Genomic DNA, 14,834 nt, shown 5'->3' with positions numbered 1-14,834 from the left:
GCCCACCCCGTTGCCGTGGACGTCCGAGGAGTCCGAGGCGCCCTCCCCCTCGCGCCGCCGGCGGGATGCCTCCGCGACAGGCCGGACCACCGGTCGGGGGCGTGCGGGCCGGCGGGGGCGTGGCGACGTCGGTGCCCGAGCCGGTGCCGGGGAGCCGTCGTCCTCGGCGACGGCCGGGCCGGCCGAGCCGGCCACGCCCGTGATCGGAGGAGGCGGCAGGGACGAGCCCGCCCCCGGAGGCCCGCGACGGCAGTCGCGACGTCCCGGACCCGCCCCGTTGCCCGAGGACCCGCGCGAGCGGGAGGAGGCCGCTCGCGAGGTCGTCCTGCGGCAGCTGGCCATGGGCCCGCGGTCCCGCCGCCAACTCGAGCGCAAGCTCGCCGACCGGGAGGCGGAGCCGGAGCTGGTGGAGCGGGTCCTCGACCGGTTCGAGGAGGTCAGCCTCGTCGACGACGCCGCGTTCGCCGAGGTGTGGGTCCGCAGCCGCGCGCGCGGCAAGCGCCTGTCCCGCCGGGCCATCTCCCGCGAGCTCCACGACAAGGGCGTGGACAGGGACGTCGCCGAGGAGGCCCTCGCGGCCATCGAGCCGGAGGACGAGCGGCAGGCGGCGCTCGAGCTGGTCCGCTCCAAGATGCGCGGACGGCCCGCCCCCGCCGCGGACGGGCCCGAGGGCCGGGCCGAGCGGGACAAGGTGACCCGCCGCCTCGTCGGCATGCTCGGCCGCAAGGGCTACGGGCCAGGGCTCGCCTTCGGCGTCGTCAAGGAGGTCCTCGCCGAGCTCGACGAGGCCTAGGGTCGGCGCTCCTAGAATGGTGCGGTGACTCTGACGGACCCCACCACGCACCTCCCCGCCCTCGGCACCGCCCCCGACGCCCACGCCGGCCTCACCTATGAAGTCCGGACCTTCGGGTGCCAGATGAACGTGCACGACTCCGAGCGGATCTCCGGCCTCCTCGAGTCCACGGGCTACACCCCCGCCGAGGACGGCACGCAGCCGGACCTGGTGGTGTTCAACACCTGCGCCGTCCGCGAGAACGCGGACAACCGGCTCTACGGGAACTTCGGCAACCTGCGCCCGGTCAAGGACGCGCACCGGGGCATGCAGATCGCGGTCGGCGGCTGCCTGGCCCAGAAGGACCAGGCGACCATCCAGGAGAAGGCGCCGTGGGTGGACGTCGTCTTCGGCACGCACAACATCGGCTCCCTGCCGGCCCTGCTGGAGCGCTCCCGGCACAACGCGGAGGCCGAGATGGAGATCCTCGAGTCCCTCGAGGTCTTCCCCTCCACCCTGCCCACCAAGCGCGAGTCCACCCACTCCGGCTGGGTGTCCATCTCCGTGGGCTGCAACAACACGTGCACCTTCTGCATCGTCCCGTCGCTGCGCGGCAAGGAGAAGGACCGCCGCCCCGGGGAGATCCTCGCCGAGGTGCAGGCGCTCGTCGACGCCGGCGCCGTCGAGGTCACGCTGCTGGGCCAGAACGTGAACACCTACGGCGTCGAGTTCGGCGACCGCGGCGCGTTCGCCAAGCTGCTGCGCGCGTGCGGGGAGATCGATGGCCTCGAACGCGTCCGCTTCACCAGCCCCCACCCGGCCGCGTTCACGGACGACGTCATCGACGCGATGGCCGAGACCCCCAACGTCATGCCGCAGCTGCACATGCCCCTGCAGTCGGGCTCGGACAAGGTGCTCAAGGACATGCGCCGCTCCTACCGGTCCGCGAAGTTCCTGCGGATCCTGGAGAAGGTGCGCGAGCGCATCCCGCACGCCGCCATCACCACGGACATCATCGTCGGCTTCCCCGGGGAGACTGAGGAGGACTTCGCCGAGACGATGCGCGTGGTCGAGGCCTCCCGCTTCTCCTCCGCGTTCACCTTCCAGTACTCCATCCGCCCGGGGACCCCGGCCGGGGAGATGGACCACCAGGTGCCCAAGGCCGTCGTCCAGGAGCGCTTCGAGCGCCTCGTGGCCCTGCAGGACCGGATCTCGGCCGAGGAGATGGCCACGCTCGTCGGCACCCGCCAGGAGCTGCTCGTCACCACCGACTCCGGCTCCAAGGCCACCGAGCGCGGCCGCCTGTCCGGGCGCGCACCCGACAACCGGCTCGTGCACTTCTCCGTGCCCGCCGGCGCCGAGACCCCCCGCCCCGGTGACTTCGTCACCGTGACGGTCGCCGAGGCCCATCCGTTCTTCGCCGTCGCCGACCCCACCGCACAGGACTACGTCCTGCGCCGCTCCCGGGCCGGTGACGCGTGGGACCGCGCCCAGGCCGAGTCGTGCGGCGCGCCCGCCCCCGGCGCGGCGGGCGGCTCCGGGGCCACGAGCCTCGGCATGCCGACCCTGCGCCCGCGGTCCTGATGCCCGCCGCCGCGGCCCGGCCGCCCGTCGTCGCCGTCGTCGGGGCGACGGCGACGGGCAAGTCCGCCCTCGCCGTCGCCCTGGCGCACGCGCTGGACGGCGAGGTGGTCAACGGGGACGCCCTGCAGTTCTACCGGGGGATGGAGGTGGGCACGGCGAAGGTCACCCAGGCCGAGCGCGAGGGCGTCCCGCACCATCTGCTGGACGTGCTCGACGTCGGCCAGGAGGCCTCGGTGGCGGCCTTCCAGTCCGCGGCCCGCGACCTGTTCGACCAGATCCGCGCGCGGGGTCGGACCCCGATCCTCGTGGGCGGCTCCGGGCTGTACGTGCGGGCGGCGCTGGACGTGCTCGAGTTCCCGCCCACGGACCCGGCGCTGCGGGCCGAGCTGGAGGCGCGCGCGCAGCGGGAGGGCCTGGCCGGGCTGAGGGCCGAGCTGGCCGCCCTGGACCCGGTCTCGGCGGAGCGGCTGCGGGACGCCCGCCGCATCGTGCGCGCGCTGGAGGTGTGCCGGCTGACGGGCCGCCCGTTCTCCGCGTTCATGCCGGAGCGCACATTCGCCCCGGAGGTCGCCCCCGTGGTGCAGCTCGGCCTGCGCCTGGACCGGGCCGAGCTGCACCAGCGGATCGCGGCCCGGGTGGAGCTCATGCTGGCCGGGGGGCTGCTGGACGAGGTCCGCCGCCTCGACGTCCCCGGGCCGGACGGGCTGCGGCAGGGGCCGACCGCGTCCCGCGCGATCGGCTACGCCCAGATGCTCGCCGTCCTCGACGGCGAGCTCACCGAGGCGGAGGCGGCCGAGCAGACCGTCGTGGCCACGCGCCGGTTCGCCCGCCGCCAGGAGACCTGGTTCCGGGCCGACCCGCGCGTCGTCTGGCTCGACGCGCAGGGCGAGGACGTCGTGGCGGAGGCGCTCGCCGTCGTCGCCGGGGCGCCACCTAGACTGGACCCATGACCGAGCAGCCCGCGGCGCCCGCCGCCCAGGACCCCCTCCCTGCAAGCGCGCCGCGCGTGCCGTTCACGAAGGGCCATGGCACGGGCAACGACTTCGTGCTGATCGCCGACCCGGACGGCAACACGCAGCTCGACGCCCAGCACGTCGCGCGGCTGGCCGACCGGCACCGGGGGATCGGCGCCGACGGCGTCATCCGCGCCGTGCGGTCCGCGCGCCTGCCGGAGGGTGAGGCGCTGCTCGCCGATCACCCCGAGGCCGAGTGGTTCATGGACTACCGCAACGGCGACGGCTCGATCGCCGAGATGTGCGGCAACGGGGTGCGCGTCTTCGTGCACTTCCTGGTCGAGAAGGGCCTCGTGGACCTGGCCCCCGGCCAAGCGATCACCATCGGCACGCGCGCCGGCGTGAAGGCCGTGACCCGGCTCGAGCACGGCTACGCGATCGACATGGGCCCCTGGTCCTACCTCGACCCCGAGCTGGCGGAGGAGGCGGCGTCGGACTCGATGGTCCTCGCCCACGGCCTCACCGATCCGCGGCCGGCGCTGAGCGTGTCGCTGGGCAACCCCCACACCGTGGTCCCGCTGGCCTCCTTCGCCGACCTGCAGGGCCTGGACCTGGGCCGCGCCCCCGAGGTGGACCCCGCCCCGCCGCACGGCACGAACGTCGAGTTCGTGGCCGCGCACGAGCCGCTCGTGCGCGAGGGCGTCGGCCGCGTGCGGATGCGCGTGCACGAGCGCGGGGTGGGTGAGACCCAGTCCTGCGGGACGGGCGCGTGCGCGGTGGCCGTGGCGATGCGCGCATGGGCGGGCGACCAGGGCACCGACTCGTGGCTCATCGAGGTGCCCGGCGGTGTGCTGGCCGTCGACGTCGTGCCGGGCCCGGAGGGGGCCGAGCACGTGGTCCTCTCGGGCCCGGCCGAGCTGGTCTTCGACGGCGAGCTCACCGTCTGAGCGTCAGCTCAGCTCGCCGAGCACCTCGTTGAGCGCCTCGGTGGCGGAGGGGTGCGTCCAGATCCCGTCGCGCAGCGCCGACGCCGTGACGTCCGCGCGCATGGCCAGGGCCACGAGGTTCACGAGCTCCTGCGCCTCCACGCAGTGCAGGCGGGCGCCGAGCACGAGGTCGGTGGCGGCGTCCACGACCACCTCGATGACGCCGTGCGCGTCCTCCTCGATCTTCGGGCGCGGCATGGCGGCGATCTTCGCCACGGGCTTGGAGGCGACCTTCACCTCGTGGCCGGCCTCGCGGGCCTGCTCCGCGGTCATGCCGACCGAGCCGAGCGGCGGCGTCGTGAAGACCGTGGTGGGCACGGCCACGCGGTCGGCGCGCGAGTACGCGCCGTCCCCGGCGAGCTGGCCGGTGACGATCCGGTGGTCGTCGAGGGAGATGTAGGTCTGCTGCTGCCCGCCGTTGACGTCGCCCACGGCCCACACGTCCGGCGCCGAGGTGCGCAGGTGCTCGTCGACGGCGATGAAGCCCTTCTCGTCCAGCTCGATGCCGGCGGCCGCCGGGTCCAGGGCCTCGGCGGTCGACGCGCGGCCGGTGGCCAGCACCACGATGTCCGCGGCGATCGGCTCGCCCTCCTCGAGGTCCACACGCAGGCCGCCGTCGGCCTCGGCGAAGCCCGTGGCGGAGGCCCCGGTGGCCAGGCGCACGCCGCGGTCCTGCAGGGCCTCGACCAGGGAGTCGCGGACCGCGTCGGACTCGTCGGGCAGGATCTGCTCGCCCCGCACCAGGACGGCCACCTCGGCGCCGAAGCCGGCCAGCATGGAGGCCAGCTCCAGGCCCACGGGGCCGGAGCCGACGACGACGGCGCGGCGCGGCGCGCGGGTGCGGTCCATCTGCAGCTGCAGGGTCTCGGAGTCGTGCACGCCGGGCAGGTCCACGCCGGGCATCTCGGGGCGCAGGGGGGTGGTGCCGGTGTTGACGACCACGTGCCGGGCGCGGATGGTCAGGCGCTCGCCGTCGTCGTCGCCGTCCGCGGCCTCGGCGGGGCGGACCTCGACGGTGCGCTCGCCGGTGAAGCGGGCCTCGCCCTGGACGAGGGTGACGGCGTCCAGGTCCTCGAGCATGGCGCGGTTCGCGTCGCGCAGCTTCGAGGTGAGGGCGTCGCGGAAGTCCCAGGCGGAGGCGACGGCGGCGTCCGGGTCGTCCCCGGGGCGGACGGCGTCGGCGCGGTGGACGAGGGCCTTGGTGGGCACGCACGCCACGTTGATGCAGGTGCCGCCGACCATGCCGGCGTCGCGCTCCACGAGGGTGACCTTGCTCCCCTGGGAGCCGAGCGTCTTGGCGAGGGTCTTGCCGCCCTTGCCCCAGCCGATCACCAGGATGTCGGTCTCGAGCTCGGCGGTGCCGGCGGCGGTCACGGTGTCCTTCACGGTGTTCAGGGTGCTCATGCCCTCGACACTATCCAGGACGGTTCGTTCAGGAGGAGGCTTCGGCCGCCCGCGAGATCCGCAGGATCCGGTAGCCCTTGACCGTGGCCGCCCGCGTCGCCGTGAACTCCCCGGGCGCCCGCTCCTGGAGCATCCCGGAGATCCACGGCAGCAGCGAGTCCGCCCCGAGGCTCTTCTGCACCACGAGCCAGGCCTCGCCGCCGGGGGCCAGGCGCGGCAGCCACTGCGCGAGCAGGTCGTGCAGGGCGGCCTTGCCGATGCGGATCGGCGGGTTGGACCAGATCAGGTCGAACCGGGCGTCGTCCGGGACCTGCTCGGGGGTGAGGAAGCGCGCGTTCTGCGCCCCGACGGCGGCCGCGTTGTCGCGTGCCAGGGCCAGGGAGCGCTCGTTCACCTCGACGCCGGTCACCTCGGCCTCGGGGGAGGTCAGGGCCAGGGTGAGGGCGAGCGGGCCCCAGCCGGCGCCGACGTCGAGGAACGCGCCGCGCGCCGGGGGCGCGGGGACGGCGGAGAGCAGGGCCGCGGTGCCCTTGTCGATCCCGTCCGGGGAGAACACGCCGTTGGCGGTCTGCAGGGTGACGCGCCGCCCGGCGATCTCGACGTCGACGCGGCGGCGCCGCTCAGGGGTGCCGGGGTCGGGGGAGAAGTAGTGCGCAGGCGAGGTCACGGCGTCCATCGTAGTCAGGCGGCGCCGGCGGCCCGCAGGTCCGCCAGGATCGCCCGCACGGCGTCCCGGCCGGCCCGGTTGGCGCCCACGGTGGACTGGGACGGCCCGTAGCCGATGAGGAACAGGCGCGGCTCGTCGAGGGCGCGGCCGTGCGCCGCCCGGATGCCGCCGTCGGGCGTGCGCAGGCGCAGCGGGGCGAGGTGGCGGACGGCGGGGCGGAAGCCGGTGGCCCAGAGGATGACGTCGGCGCGCTCGAGGGAGCCGTCGGGCATGCGCACCCCGTCCGGCTCGACCCGCTCGAACATGGGGTGGCGCTCGAGCACTCCGCGGGCCTGCGCCTCGCGCACCCAGTCGGAGCGGAACATGCCGGTCGCGCTCACCACGGAGCGCGGGGCCAGGCCGAGGCGGGTGCGCTCGTCGACGCCCTCCACCGACTCGGCGAGGTGGCCCGGGTCCGGGTCGTCGATCCAGCGGGGCTCGCGCCTGGTCACCCAGAGCGTGTCCGCCACGCGCGAGACCTCGGCCAGGTGCTGGGTCGCGGAGACGCCCATGCCCACGACCACCACGCGCCGCCCGGCGAACTCCTGCGGGCCGCGGTAGTCGTGGGTGTGCAGCTGCCGGCCGCGGAACTCCCGCCGGCCCGGCACCGCCGGCCAGTGCGGCGAGGTCCACGTCCCGGTGGCGTTGACCAGGAACCCGCACGTCCACGTGCCCGTGTCGGTGTGCACCCGGAACCCCTCGGCGGCCCCGGGCTCGCCGATCCGTTCCACCCTCGACACGCGCACGGGGCGGTGCACGCGCAGGTCGAAGCGCTCCTCGTACTCGGCGAAGTAGGCGGGCAGCACCGCGTTGGCCTGCGCGTCCGGGTCCGCCGGCGGCACCGGGTGGCCGGGCAGCTCGTGGATGTGGTTGACCGAGCCCATCGTGAGGGTGTCCCAGCGGTGCAGCCACGCCCCGCCGGGACGGTCCTCGGCGTCGAGGACGGCGAACGTGCCCGGCGACCCCCCGGGGGCCGGTCCCGGGGCCTCGCCGGGGCCGACGGGCAGGAAGCCGCGGCGGCGCAGGTGGTGGGCGGCGGAGAGCCCGGCCTGGCCGGCGCCGACCACGAGGACGGTGACGTGCCGGTCCGGGTGCGGGGTCATGCGGCCCAGCGTAGGCGGGGCCCGCGCGTGTTCGCCCACGGGGGAGGGGTGTCGCCGGCGACGGGCGGCCGCTAGGATGGTCCGCATGTTCCTGCTGTTCGCCTGATCGCCGCCGCCCGTCGAGCCCCCGCTCCGGCCGCCGTCGATCGCTCCGCATCCCGCTCCGGTCCGCGCCCCCGTGCGCCCGGATCCCGCCGACGCGAACAGGACACCCCCATGGACTTCATCGTCCGCCCCTGCACACCCGAGGACGAGCCGTCGTGGCTGCGCTGCCGGGTCCTCGCCTTCCTCGACACCCAGAACCACGACGACGTCCACGCCGCCCACCCCGTCCCCGACCCCGACGTGGCCGACCCCGCGGACTCGCTCCAGTGGGTCGCCGTGGTGCGTGACGGGCCTGACGCCGGCACGGTCGCCGGGATCCTCGACGCATCCGTGGGCGCCGCGGACGGCGACGACGCCGGGCTGGCCACGATCGACACCCTGGCCGTCCATCCGGACCACCGACGTCGGGGCCTGGCCGGCCGCCTGTTCGAGGCCGTCCTGGAGCGGCTGCCCGAGCGGGTCGGGCACGTGGACGCGTGGACGCGCGAGGACGAGGCGGCGAACGCCTGGTACCGCGCGCACGGCTTCGCCCGGGACCACGTGTACCTCCAGGTCCACCTGGAGAGCTGGGTGGACGGCGACGACGTCGCGGCCCTGATCCGGACCCCGCCCGCCCTCTCGGCCCCCGTCAAGGGGCTCTTCCACGCCTCCCTCGAGGACGAGGCGTGGATTCGCGAACGCTTCCACCGGGTGGTCCGCGTGAGCCGGTACGTCCGCCCCGTGGGGATGACCGGCTAGCGCGTCCGCCCCACCCACTACCCTGAACTGACATCGGGACGCCCGAGCGAGGCGCCCCAGAGGAGACCATGACTGAAGAGAAGAACCCCACTCCCGCCGGCGGCTCCGAGGACGAGATCCAGGCCGTGATCGACCGCATCCTGGCCGCCGACGACGCTCGCCGCGCCACCGAGCGCGAGGCGGCCGGGCGCGGCTCCGCGGACAGCGCCGCCGCGGACCACGAGGGCGCCCCGGACCGCTCCGGCGCGCTCGCGGGCCGCGCACTCGCCCTGGCCGAGGGCGGCGACGACCACACCGAGTTCGACGGCGACCAGGACGAGCTGGCCGCCCGGCACTCCCTGACCCGCGTCCAGGGCCTGTCCACCGAGCTCGAGGACATGTCCGAGGTCGAGTACCGCCAGCTGCGCCTGGAGCGCGTGGTGCTGGCCGGCGTGTGGACGGAGGGCACCGCGGAGGATGCGGAGAACTCCCTGCGCGAGCTCGCCGCGCTCGCGGAGACCGCCGGCTCGGAGGTCCTGGACGGCGTCATCCAGCGCCGCGCGACCCCGGACCCGGCCACGTTCCTCGGCAAGGGCAAGGCCCGCGAGCTGGCCGACGTCGTCGCGCTCACCGGCGCGGACACCGTGATCGTGGACTCGGAGCTGGCCCCGTCCCAGCGCCGCGCCCTCGAGGACGTGGTGCGCGTGAAGGTCATCGACCGCACCGCCCTGATCCTCGACATCTTCGCCCAGCACGCGACGTCCCGCGAGGGGCGGGCCCAGGTGGAGCTCGCCCAGCTCGAGTACCTGCTGCCGCGCCTGCGCGGCTGGGGCGAGTCCATGTCCCGCCAGGCGGGCGGCCGGGCCGCCGGCGGCGAGGGCATCGGCTCGCGCGGCCCCGGCGAGACGAAGATCGAGCTGGACCGGCGACGCATCCGCACCCGCATGGCCAAGCTGAAGAAGGACATCGCCGGCATGAAGCCGGCGCGCGAGGCCAAGCGGGCCAACCGGCGGCGCAACCGGGTGCCCTCGGTGGCGATCGCGGGTTACACGAACGCGGGCAAGTCCTCGCTGCTGAACCGCCTCACCCACGCGGGCGTGCTGGTGCAGAACGCGCTGTTCGCCACCCTGGACCCGACGGTCCGCAAGGCGGTCACGCCGGACGGCATCGGCTACACGCTCTCCGACACCGTGGGCTTCGTGCGCAACCTGCCCACGCAGCTCGTGGAGGCGTTCCGTTCGACCCTGGAGGAGGTCGCGGACGCGGACGTGATCCTGCACGTCGTGGACGCCTCCCATCCGGACCCGGAGGGCCAGATCGCCGCGGTGCGCTCCGTGCTGCGGGAGGTGGACGCCCAGTCCGTCCCGGAGATCATCGTGCTGAACAAGGCGGACGCCGCCGAGCCGGACGTGATCGCCCGCATCCGCGCCAAGGAGCCGCACACCGTGGTGGTCTCCGCCCGCACCGGCGAGGGCATCCCGGAGCTGGAGTCCGCCATCTCCGCGACCATCCCGCGCCCGGACGTGCGCCTCGAGCTGCTCGTGCCCTTCACGGACGGGCAGGTGGTCTCCCGCCTGCACTCGGTGGACGCGGAGATCCTCTCCGAGACGTACGAGGAGACCGGCACCCGGCTCACGGTTCTCGTCCGCCGGGACATCGCCGCAGACCTGGAGGGCTACCGGGTGGACGCCGCCGCAGGCGATGACGCCCAGGAGGCCGCCTCGGCATGACGGATTCGACGACGGGACCCGCCGGCGCCGTGCCGACCACGGACCGCGAGGAGGAGGCCCTGCGCCTGCTCGACGTGGTGGTCGAGGCCACCGGCGGCCAGCAGCGCGCCGGCCAGCGGGAGATGGTGCTCCAGGTGGCGCGCGCCCTGGAGTCGCGACGGCACCTGCTGGTGCAGGCCGGCACGGGCACGGGCAAGTCGCTGGCCTACCTGATCCCGGCGCTGCAGCACGCCATGGACCAGGAGGACCCCGTCGTCGTCGCCACGGCCACGCTCGCCCTGCAGGCGCAGATCATGAAGCGGGACGCCCCGCGGCTGGTCCAGGCGCTCGCGGGGGAGCTGCCGCGGGAGCCCGTCGTCGCCCTCGTCAAGGGCCGCTCGAACTACCTGTGCCGGCACAAGGTGGACGGCGGCTACCCCGGGGACGAGGGGGAGGAGACCCTCTTCGAGGTCGCCGACGACGGCGGCCTCATCGGCTCCGGCGAGGACGGCGAGCCCTCGTCCCCGCTCGGCAAGGAGGTGATGTACCTCCGGGCGTGGGCGGACGTCACCGAGACCGGTGACCGCGACGACCTGGAGGTCCCCGTCACGGACCGGGCCTGGCGGCAGGTCTCCGTGAACGCCGTGGACTGCCTGGGGGCGACCCGCTGCCCGCTGGCGGAGGAGTGCTTCTCCGAACGCGCCCGCGCGGACGCCGCCGGCGCCGACGTGGTGGTCACCAACCACGCGATGCTCGCCATCAGCGCGTTCGAGGGCCTGGCGGTGCTGCCGGCGTACTCGGCGGTGATCGTCGACGAGGCCCACGAGCTGCAGGACCGCGTCACCGGCGCGGTGACGGGGCAGCTGTCCGGGTCGATCGTGCACGGGGCGGCGACGTCCCTGCGGCGGCACACCTCCGTGGCCGTGGAGGACCTGATCGAGGCCGGGGCGGCCCTGGACCGCGCGTTCACGGACACCCCGTCCGGCCTGATCGCCGCGGGCCCGGACGACGTCCAGGAGCAGGCGCTCACGGCGGTCCTCTCGGCCGCGCGTCAGTGCTTCTCCGACCTCGGGAAGGACAAGGAGGGGGAGGCGGACGCCGGCCGGCAGATGGCCCGGTCCCGGCTGCTGGAGGTGGTCGAGGTGGCCGAGCGGATGCTGGCGGCCCGCCCCGAGGCGGACTTCCCGGAGGTCCTGTGGGCCACCCGCCCCGGGCGGTTCGAGCCGGGCTCCGGCTGGCAGCCCGGGGACGAGGCCGACCCGCCGCAGCTGTACGTCGCCCCGATCTCGGTGGCCGGCAGGCTGCGGGAGGGCCTGTTCGGCAAGGCGACCACGGTGCTCACCTCCGCCACCCTCACCGTGGGGCAGGGGGAGCGGCGCTTCGACTCCGTGGCCGGGGACGTCGGCCTGGCGGGACCGGACGCCCCGCGGTTCACGGCGCTCGACGTCGGCAGCCCGTTCGACTATCCGAGGCAGGGCGTGCTCTATGTGGCGCGGCACCTGCCGAAGCCGGGCCGCACCGCCTCGCCGGAGTCCCTCGACGAGCTCGAGGCGCTGCTGCGGGCGTCCAACGGCGGCGCGCTGGGGCTCTTCTCCTCGCGCCGGGCCGCGGAGGACGCCGCCGAGCACATGCGCCGGCGCCTGGGCAGGGGCCACACGGTCCTCTGCCAGGGCGACGCCACGCTCTCGGCGCTGGTGCGGCAGTTCGCGGACGAGCCGGACACGTCCCTGTTCGGCACCATGAGCCTGTGGCAGGGCGTGGACGTGCCCGGGCCCTCGCTGCGCCTCGTGGTGATCGACCGGATCCCGTTCCCGCGTCCGGACGACCCGCTGTCCCAGGCGCGGACCCGGGACGTCGCCCGGCACGGCGGCAACGGGTTCATGCGGGTCTCCGCCACCCACGCGGCGGTGCGCATGGCGCAGGGCGCCGGGCGCCTGGTGCGCTCCGTGGAAGACCGGGGCGTCGTGGCCGTGCTCGACTCGCGCCTGGCCACCGAGCGGTACGGCGGCTACATCACCAGCGCCCTGCCGGACTTCTGGCGCACCACCGACCGCGCGGTGGTGCACGGCGTGCTGGAGCGGCTGGCCCGCGAGGCGCACTGACGCGGACGGGCCCGCCCTCGACGGGTCCGGCGTCTCTCAGAGCGCGCGGAGGACGGTGACCACGCGGCCCATCAGGGTCGCGTGGTCGCCGAGGATCGGCTCGTAGGCCGTGTTCTGCGGCAGCAGCCAGGTGTGCCCGTCGCGTCGGCGCAGCGTCTTCACGGTGGCCTCGTCGTCGAGCAGCGCGGCCACGATGTCCCCGTTCTCCGCGGTCTCCTGGCGCCGGACGACCACCCAGTCGCCGTCGCAGATGGCGGCGTCCACCATGGAGTCGCCGACGACGCGCAGCATGAACAGGTCGCCCTCGCCGGTGAGCCGGCGCGGGACGGCCATGACGTCCTCGACCTGCTGATCGGCCAGGATCGGCCCGCCGGCCGCGATCCGCCCGACCCAGGGGACCTCCACCGTGGCACCCTCGGACGCACCCGTGTGCCAGGACGGGATCTCCGGTGCCCCCGGGGCGGCGTCTGCGACCGCGGCGGCGCCGTCCTCGTCCCGCAGCACCTCGAGGGCCCGCGGGCGTCCCGGATCGCGCCGGAGGTAGCCGAACCGCTCGAGCTGCCCGAGCTGGTGGGTGACGGAGGAGAGCGATGCGAGGCCCGCGGCGTCGCCGATCTCCCGCATGGACGGCGGATACCCGCGCTCGGCGATGGCCTGGCGGATCGTGCGCACGATCCGACGCTGCCGGTCGGTCAGGGGCTGGGCGCCGCCGGGTGGCGGCGTCGGCGAGGTGGCCATGCCGGGGGTCCGTTCTCTCGGGGAAGGAGCCTTAACGTGTCCGCGCCGCGTGATGACGTGGGGATGTCGGCCGGAACGGCGCGTCCGCTCTGGCCTCGACCCTAGTCGAGTGCGCCCCCGCATTCAAAGATGTGTTCGAGGTCTCCTGGGCGTGTCTCGAACGGATGTGCTAGGAATGGGTTCGAACCGAATCGAACAGATGTTCGACTCACCCGCTCCGGCGGGAGGAAGGCAGAAGACCATGACCGCCGTCACCGCTGTGCTCTCCCGGACCCACCAGCTCACCTCCGTCCGCGCACGGCCGACCCGCGCCGTCGCGACCTCCACCCGTGCCGCCGCGCGGACGTCCGGCGTGCGACTGACCCGCCGCGGGCGCCTGCTCTTCCGCGGGCTGCCCGTCATCCTCTCCGTGGCCGCCGCCACCGTCGCCGCCGCGTTCTTCGCGGGTGTCCTCTTCTCCCCGCCCGCCGTGTCGGCGGACACCCCGGCCGAGGAGCTCCAGACCGTCACGGTGATGCCCGGGGACAGCCTCTGGACCATCGCGCGGGACGTCGCCCCGGAGGCGGACCGCCGGGACACCATGCGCCGCATCGACGAGCTGAACGGCCTCGAGGGCCGGGATCCGGAGCTCGGCCAGGAGCTCTACGTGCCCCCGACGCGCTGAGGCCCGCCACACCGAGATTCCGCCGTCTTGGCGCGCCGCGTCGGACCTCCGACGCATGGGGCCGCAGGCGGGTCCGGCTTCCTAGGATGAGCACCATGACCGACCTGAGCTCCCTGCCCCTGCGTGACTCCCTCCGCGGCCAGAGCCCCTACGGCGCCCCTCAGCTGGACGTCCCGTACATGCTCAACACCAACGAGAACACGCACCCCGTGCCCCCGGCGGTCGCCGAGGCGATCACGGCGCGGGTGGCTAAGGTCGCCGGCGGGCTGAACCGCTACCCGGACCGCGAGTTCACCGAGCTGCGCGAGCACCTCGCCGCCTACCTGGGCCACGGCATCACCCCGGAGCAGGTCTGGGCCGCCAACGGCTCCAACGAGGTCCTCCAGCAGATCCTGCAGGCCTTCGGCGGTCCCGGCCGCACCCTGCTGAGCTTCCTGCCGTCCTACTCGATGTACCCGCTGCTGGCCAACGGGACGGACACCGCGTTCGTGGACGGCGGCCGCGCCGCAGACCACACGCTCTCCGCAGAGCACGCCGCGGCCCTGGTTCGGGAGCACCGTCCGAACGTCGTGTTCCTCGCCTCTCCGAACAACCCCACCGGCACCGCCCTGGGTCTGGACGTCATCGAGGCGATCTACGCGGCGCAGGCGCAGAACGAGGCCGAGGGCGGCCACGGGGCCATGGTCGTGGTGGACGAGGCCTACGCAGAGTTCGCGCTCGCCGGCACGGACTCCGCCCTCACCCTGCTGCGGGGGCGGGAGCGGCTGATCGTCACCCGCACCATGTCCAAGGCATTCGCCCTGGCCGGGGCTCGCCTGGGCTACCTGGCCGCGGACGCCGCCGTCGCGGACGCCCTGCGCCTGGTCCGCCTGCCGTACCACCTCTCCGCGGTCACGCAGGCCACGGCCATCGCCGCGCTCGAGCGTGTGGACGAGCTCCTGGAGACCGTCGAGGACATCAAGGGCCAGCGGGATCGCATCGTCGCCGAGCTGACCGGGATGGGGCTCGTCCCCGCGGTCTCCGACTCCAACTTCGTGTTCTTCGGCCGCCTCGCGGACGCGCACGCCGTCTGGGAGGCGCTGCTGGAGCGCGGGGTCCTCGTGCGCGACGTCGGCATCCCCCACCACCTGCGGGTCACCGCCGGCACGGAGGAGGAGACCACCGCGTTCCTCGACGCGCTGCGCGAGATCGTCGAGCAGGATCCCGCCGTCGTCTCCGCCGTCGACGCCGACTGACCCACACCGGGTCCCACCCGTGCCCCCGCCTAGGATGGTGGGTGCCCTTCCCGCCC

General features: G+C 74.7%; 14 protein-coding genes. 9 read left to right on the top strand and 5 right to left on the bottom strand.

Annotated features, from left to right (window positions below; translation table 11 throughout):
• Nucleotides 1-195 (bottom strand): hypothetical protein (locus MHY29_RS07740; RefSeq protein WP_370643480.1); only part of this gene is annotated, 195 nt, incomplete at its 3' end.
• 82 nt (nt 196-277) lie between these two features.
• Here MHY29_RS07740 and MHY29_RS07735 point away from each other — a divergent pair.
• From MHY29_RS07735 to dapF, 4 genes are read left to right on the top strand one after another with little or no spacing between them, the layout of a single operon-like run.
• Nucleotides 278-793, top strand: a complete 516-nt coding sequence (locus MHY29_RS07735; RefSeq protein ID WP_239239741.1) for a regulatory protein RecX — start codon at nt 278-280, stop codon at nt 791-793.
• A gap of 24 nt (nt 794-817) precedes the next feature.
• Nucleotides 818-2,356 carry a tRNA (N6-isopentenyl adenosine(37)-C2)-methylthiotransferase MiaB gene (miaB, locus tag MHY29_RS07730; protein ID WP_239239738.1) on the top strand — a complete coding sequence of 513 codons (1,539 nt, stop codon included), beginning with the start codon at nt 818-820 and terminating at the stop codon, nt 2,354-2,356.
• Nucleotides 2,356-3,306 carry a tRNA (adenosine(37)-N6)-dimethylallyltransferase MiaA gene (gene miaA / locus MHY29_RS07725; RefSeq protein ID WP_239239736.1) on the top strand — a complete coding sequence of 317 codons (951 nt, stop codon included), beginning with the start codon at nt 2,356-2,358 and terminating at the stop codon, nt 3,304-3,306. The genes miaB and miaA overlap by 1 nt, the downstream gene beginning before the upstream one ends.
• Entirely contained in the window at nt 3,303-4,256 is a 954-nt protein-coding gene (gene dapF, locus MHY29_RS07720; protein WP_239239733.1) for a diaminopimelate epimerase, read from the top strand. The genes miaA and dapF overlap by 4 nt, the downstream gene beginning before the upstream one ends.
• 3 nt (nt 4,257-4,259) lie before the next feature.
• Here dapF and MHY29_RS07715 read toward each other — a convergent pair whose 3' ends face one another.
• From MHY29_RS07715 to MHY29_RS07705, 3 genes are read right to left on the bottom strand one after another with little or no spacing between them, the layout of a single operon-like run.
• A complete protein-coding gene (locus MHY29_RS07715; protein ID WP_239239730.1) occupies nt 4,260-5,699 on the bottom strand; it encodes an NAD(P)/FAD-dependent oxidoreductase in 1,440 nt (479 codons plus the stop codon).
• A gap of 28 nt (nt 5,700-5,727) precedes the next feature.
• Nucleotides 5,728-6,375 carry a class I SAM-dependent methyltransferase gene (locus tag MHY29_RS07710; protein WP_239239727.1) on the bottom strand — a complete coding sequence of 216 codons (648 nt, stop codon included), beginning with the start codon at nt 6,373-6,375 and terminating at the stop codon, nt 5,728-5,730.
• Nucleotides 6,376-6,380: 5 nt separating this feature from the next.
• Entirely contained in the window at nt 6,381-7,508 is a 1,128-nt protein-coding gene (locus MHY29_RS07705; RefSeq protein ID WP_239239724.1) for an NAD(P)-binding domain-containing protein, read from the bottom strand.
• A 216-nt stretch (nt 7,509-7,724) separates the two neighbouring features.
• On the opposite strand from MHY29_RS07705, the gene MHY29_RS07700 reads away from it, so the two are divergent.
• From MHY29_RS07700 to MHY29_RS07690, 3 genes are all read left to right on the top strand, one after another.
• Nucleotides 7,725-8,351 (top strand): N-acetyltransferase, encoded by a 627-nt coding sequence (locus tag MHY29_RS07700; RefSeq protein WP_180537194.1) that lies wholly within the window; start codon nt 7,725-7,727, stop codon nt 8,349-8,351.
• A gap of 68 nt (nt 8,352-8,419) precedes the next feature.
• Nucleotides 8,420-10,060, top strand: a complete 1,641-nt coding sequence (gene hflX / locus MHY29_RS07695) for a GTPase HflX (protein ID WP_239239721.1) — start codon at nt 8,420-8,422, stop codon at nt 10,058-10,060.
• Entirely contained in the window at nt 10,057-12,141 is a 2,085-nt protein-coding gene (locus tag MHY29_RS07690) for an ATP-dependent DNA helicase (RefSeq protein WP_239239718.1), read from the top strand. Before hflX ends, MHY29_RS07690 begins: the two co-directional genes overlap by 4 nt.
• A 36-nt stretch (nt 12,142-12,177) precedes the next feature.
• On the opposite strand, the gene lexA is transcribed toward MHY29_RS07690, so the two are convergent.
• Complete coding sequence (lexA, locus tag MHY29_RS07685) at nt 12,178-12,879, bottom strand: transcriptional repressor LexA (protein WP_239239715.1); 702 nt, start codon at nt 12,877-12,879, stop codon at nt 12,178-12,180.
• Nucleotides 12,880-13,120: 241 nt separating this feature from the next.
• Between lexA and MHY29_RS07680 the strand changes: the two genes are divergently transcribed.
• On the top strand, nt 13,121-13,543 hold the full coding sequence (locus tag MHY29_RS07680) for a LysM peptidoglycan-binding domain-containing protein (protein ID WP_239239712.1): 423 nt from the start codon (nt 13,121-13,123) through the stop codon (nt 13,541-13,543).
• Between the two features lie 95 nt (nt 13,544-13,638).
• Nucleotides 13,639-14,778, top strand: coding sequence for a histidinol-phosphate transaminase (locus MHY29_RS07675; RefSeq protein ID WP_239239708.1), 1,140 nt, complete (start codon nt 13,639-13,641; stop codon nt 14,776-14,778).
• Nucleotides 14,779-14,834: the final 56 nt, after the last annotated feature.

The sequence above is a fragment of the Micrococcus sp. ACRRV genome, from assembly GCF_022346985.1.
Lineage (GTDB): Bacteria > Actinomycetota > Actinomycetes > Actinomycetales > Micrococcaceae > Micrococcus > Micrococcus porci.
The sequence above is the reverse complement of the archived record's forward strand: the minus strand, read 5'-3'. Positions and strand labels throughout refer to the sequence as shown.

Coding starts and splice junctions, on each gene's coding strand:
- miaA (WP_239239736.1), top strand. CDS start 2,356: ATGCCCGCCGCCGCGGCCCGGCCGCCCGTCGTCGCCGTCGTCGGGGCG.
- dapF (WP_239239733.1), top strand. CDS start 3,303: ATGACCGAGCAGCCCGCGGCGCCCGCCGCCCAGGACCCCCTCCCTGCA.
- MHY29_RS07715 (WP_239239730.1), bottom strand. CDS start 5,699: ATGAGCACCCTGAACACCGTGAAGGACACCGTGACCGCCGCCGGCACC.
- MHY29_RS07710 (WP_239239727.1), bottom strand. CDS start 6,375: ATGGACGCCGTGACCTCGCCTGCGCACTACTTCTCCCCCGACCCCGGC.
- MHY29_RS07705 (WP_239239724.1), bottom strand. CDS start 7,508: ATGACCCCGCACCCGGACCGGCACGTCACCGTCCTCGTGGTCGGCGCC.
- MHY29_RS07700 (WP_180537194.1), top strand. CDS start 7,725: ATGGACTTCATCGTCCGCCCCTGCACACCCGAGGACGAGCCGTCGTGG.
- hflX (WP_239239721.1), top strand. CDS start 8,420: ATGACTGAAGAGAAGAACCCCACTCCCGCCGGCGGCTCCGAGGACGAG.
- MHY29_RS07690 (WP_239239718.1), top strand. CDS start 10,057: ATGACGGATTCGACGACGGGACCCGCCGGCGCCGTGCCGACCACGGAC.
- lexA (WP_239239715.1), bottom strand. CDS start 12,879: ATGGCCACCTCGCCGACGCCGCCACCCGGCGGCGCCCAGCCCCTGACC.
- MHY29_RS07680 (WP_239239712.1), top strand. CDS start 13,121: ATGACCGCCGTCACCGCTGTGCTCTCCCGGACCCACCAGCTCACCTCC.
- MHY29_RS07675 (WP_239239708.1), top strand. CDS start 13,639: ATGACCGACCTGAGCTCCCTGCCCCTGCGTGACTCCCTCCGCGGCCAG.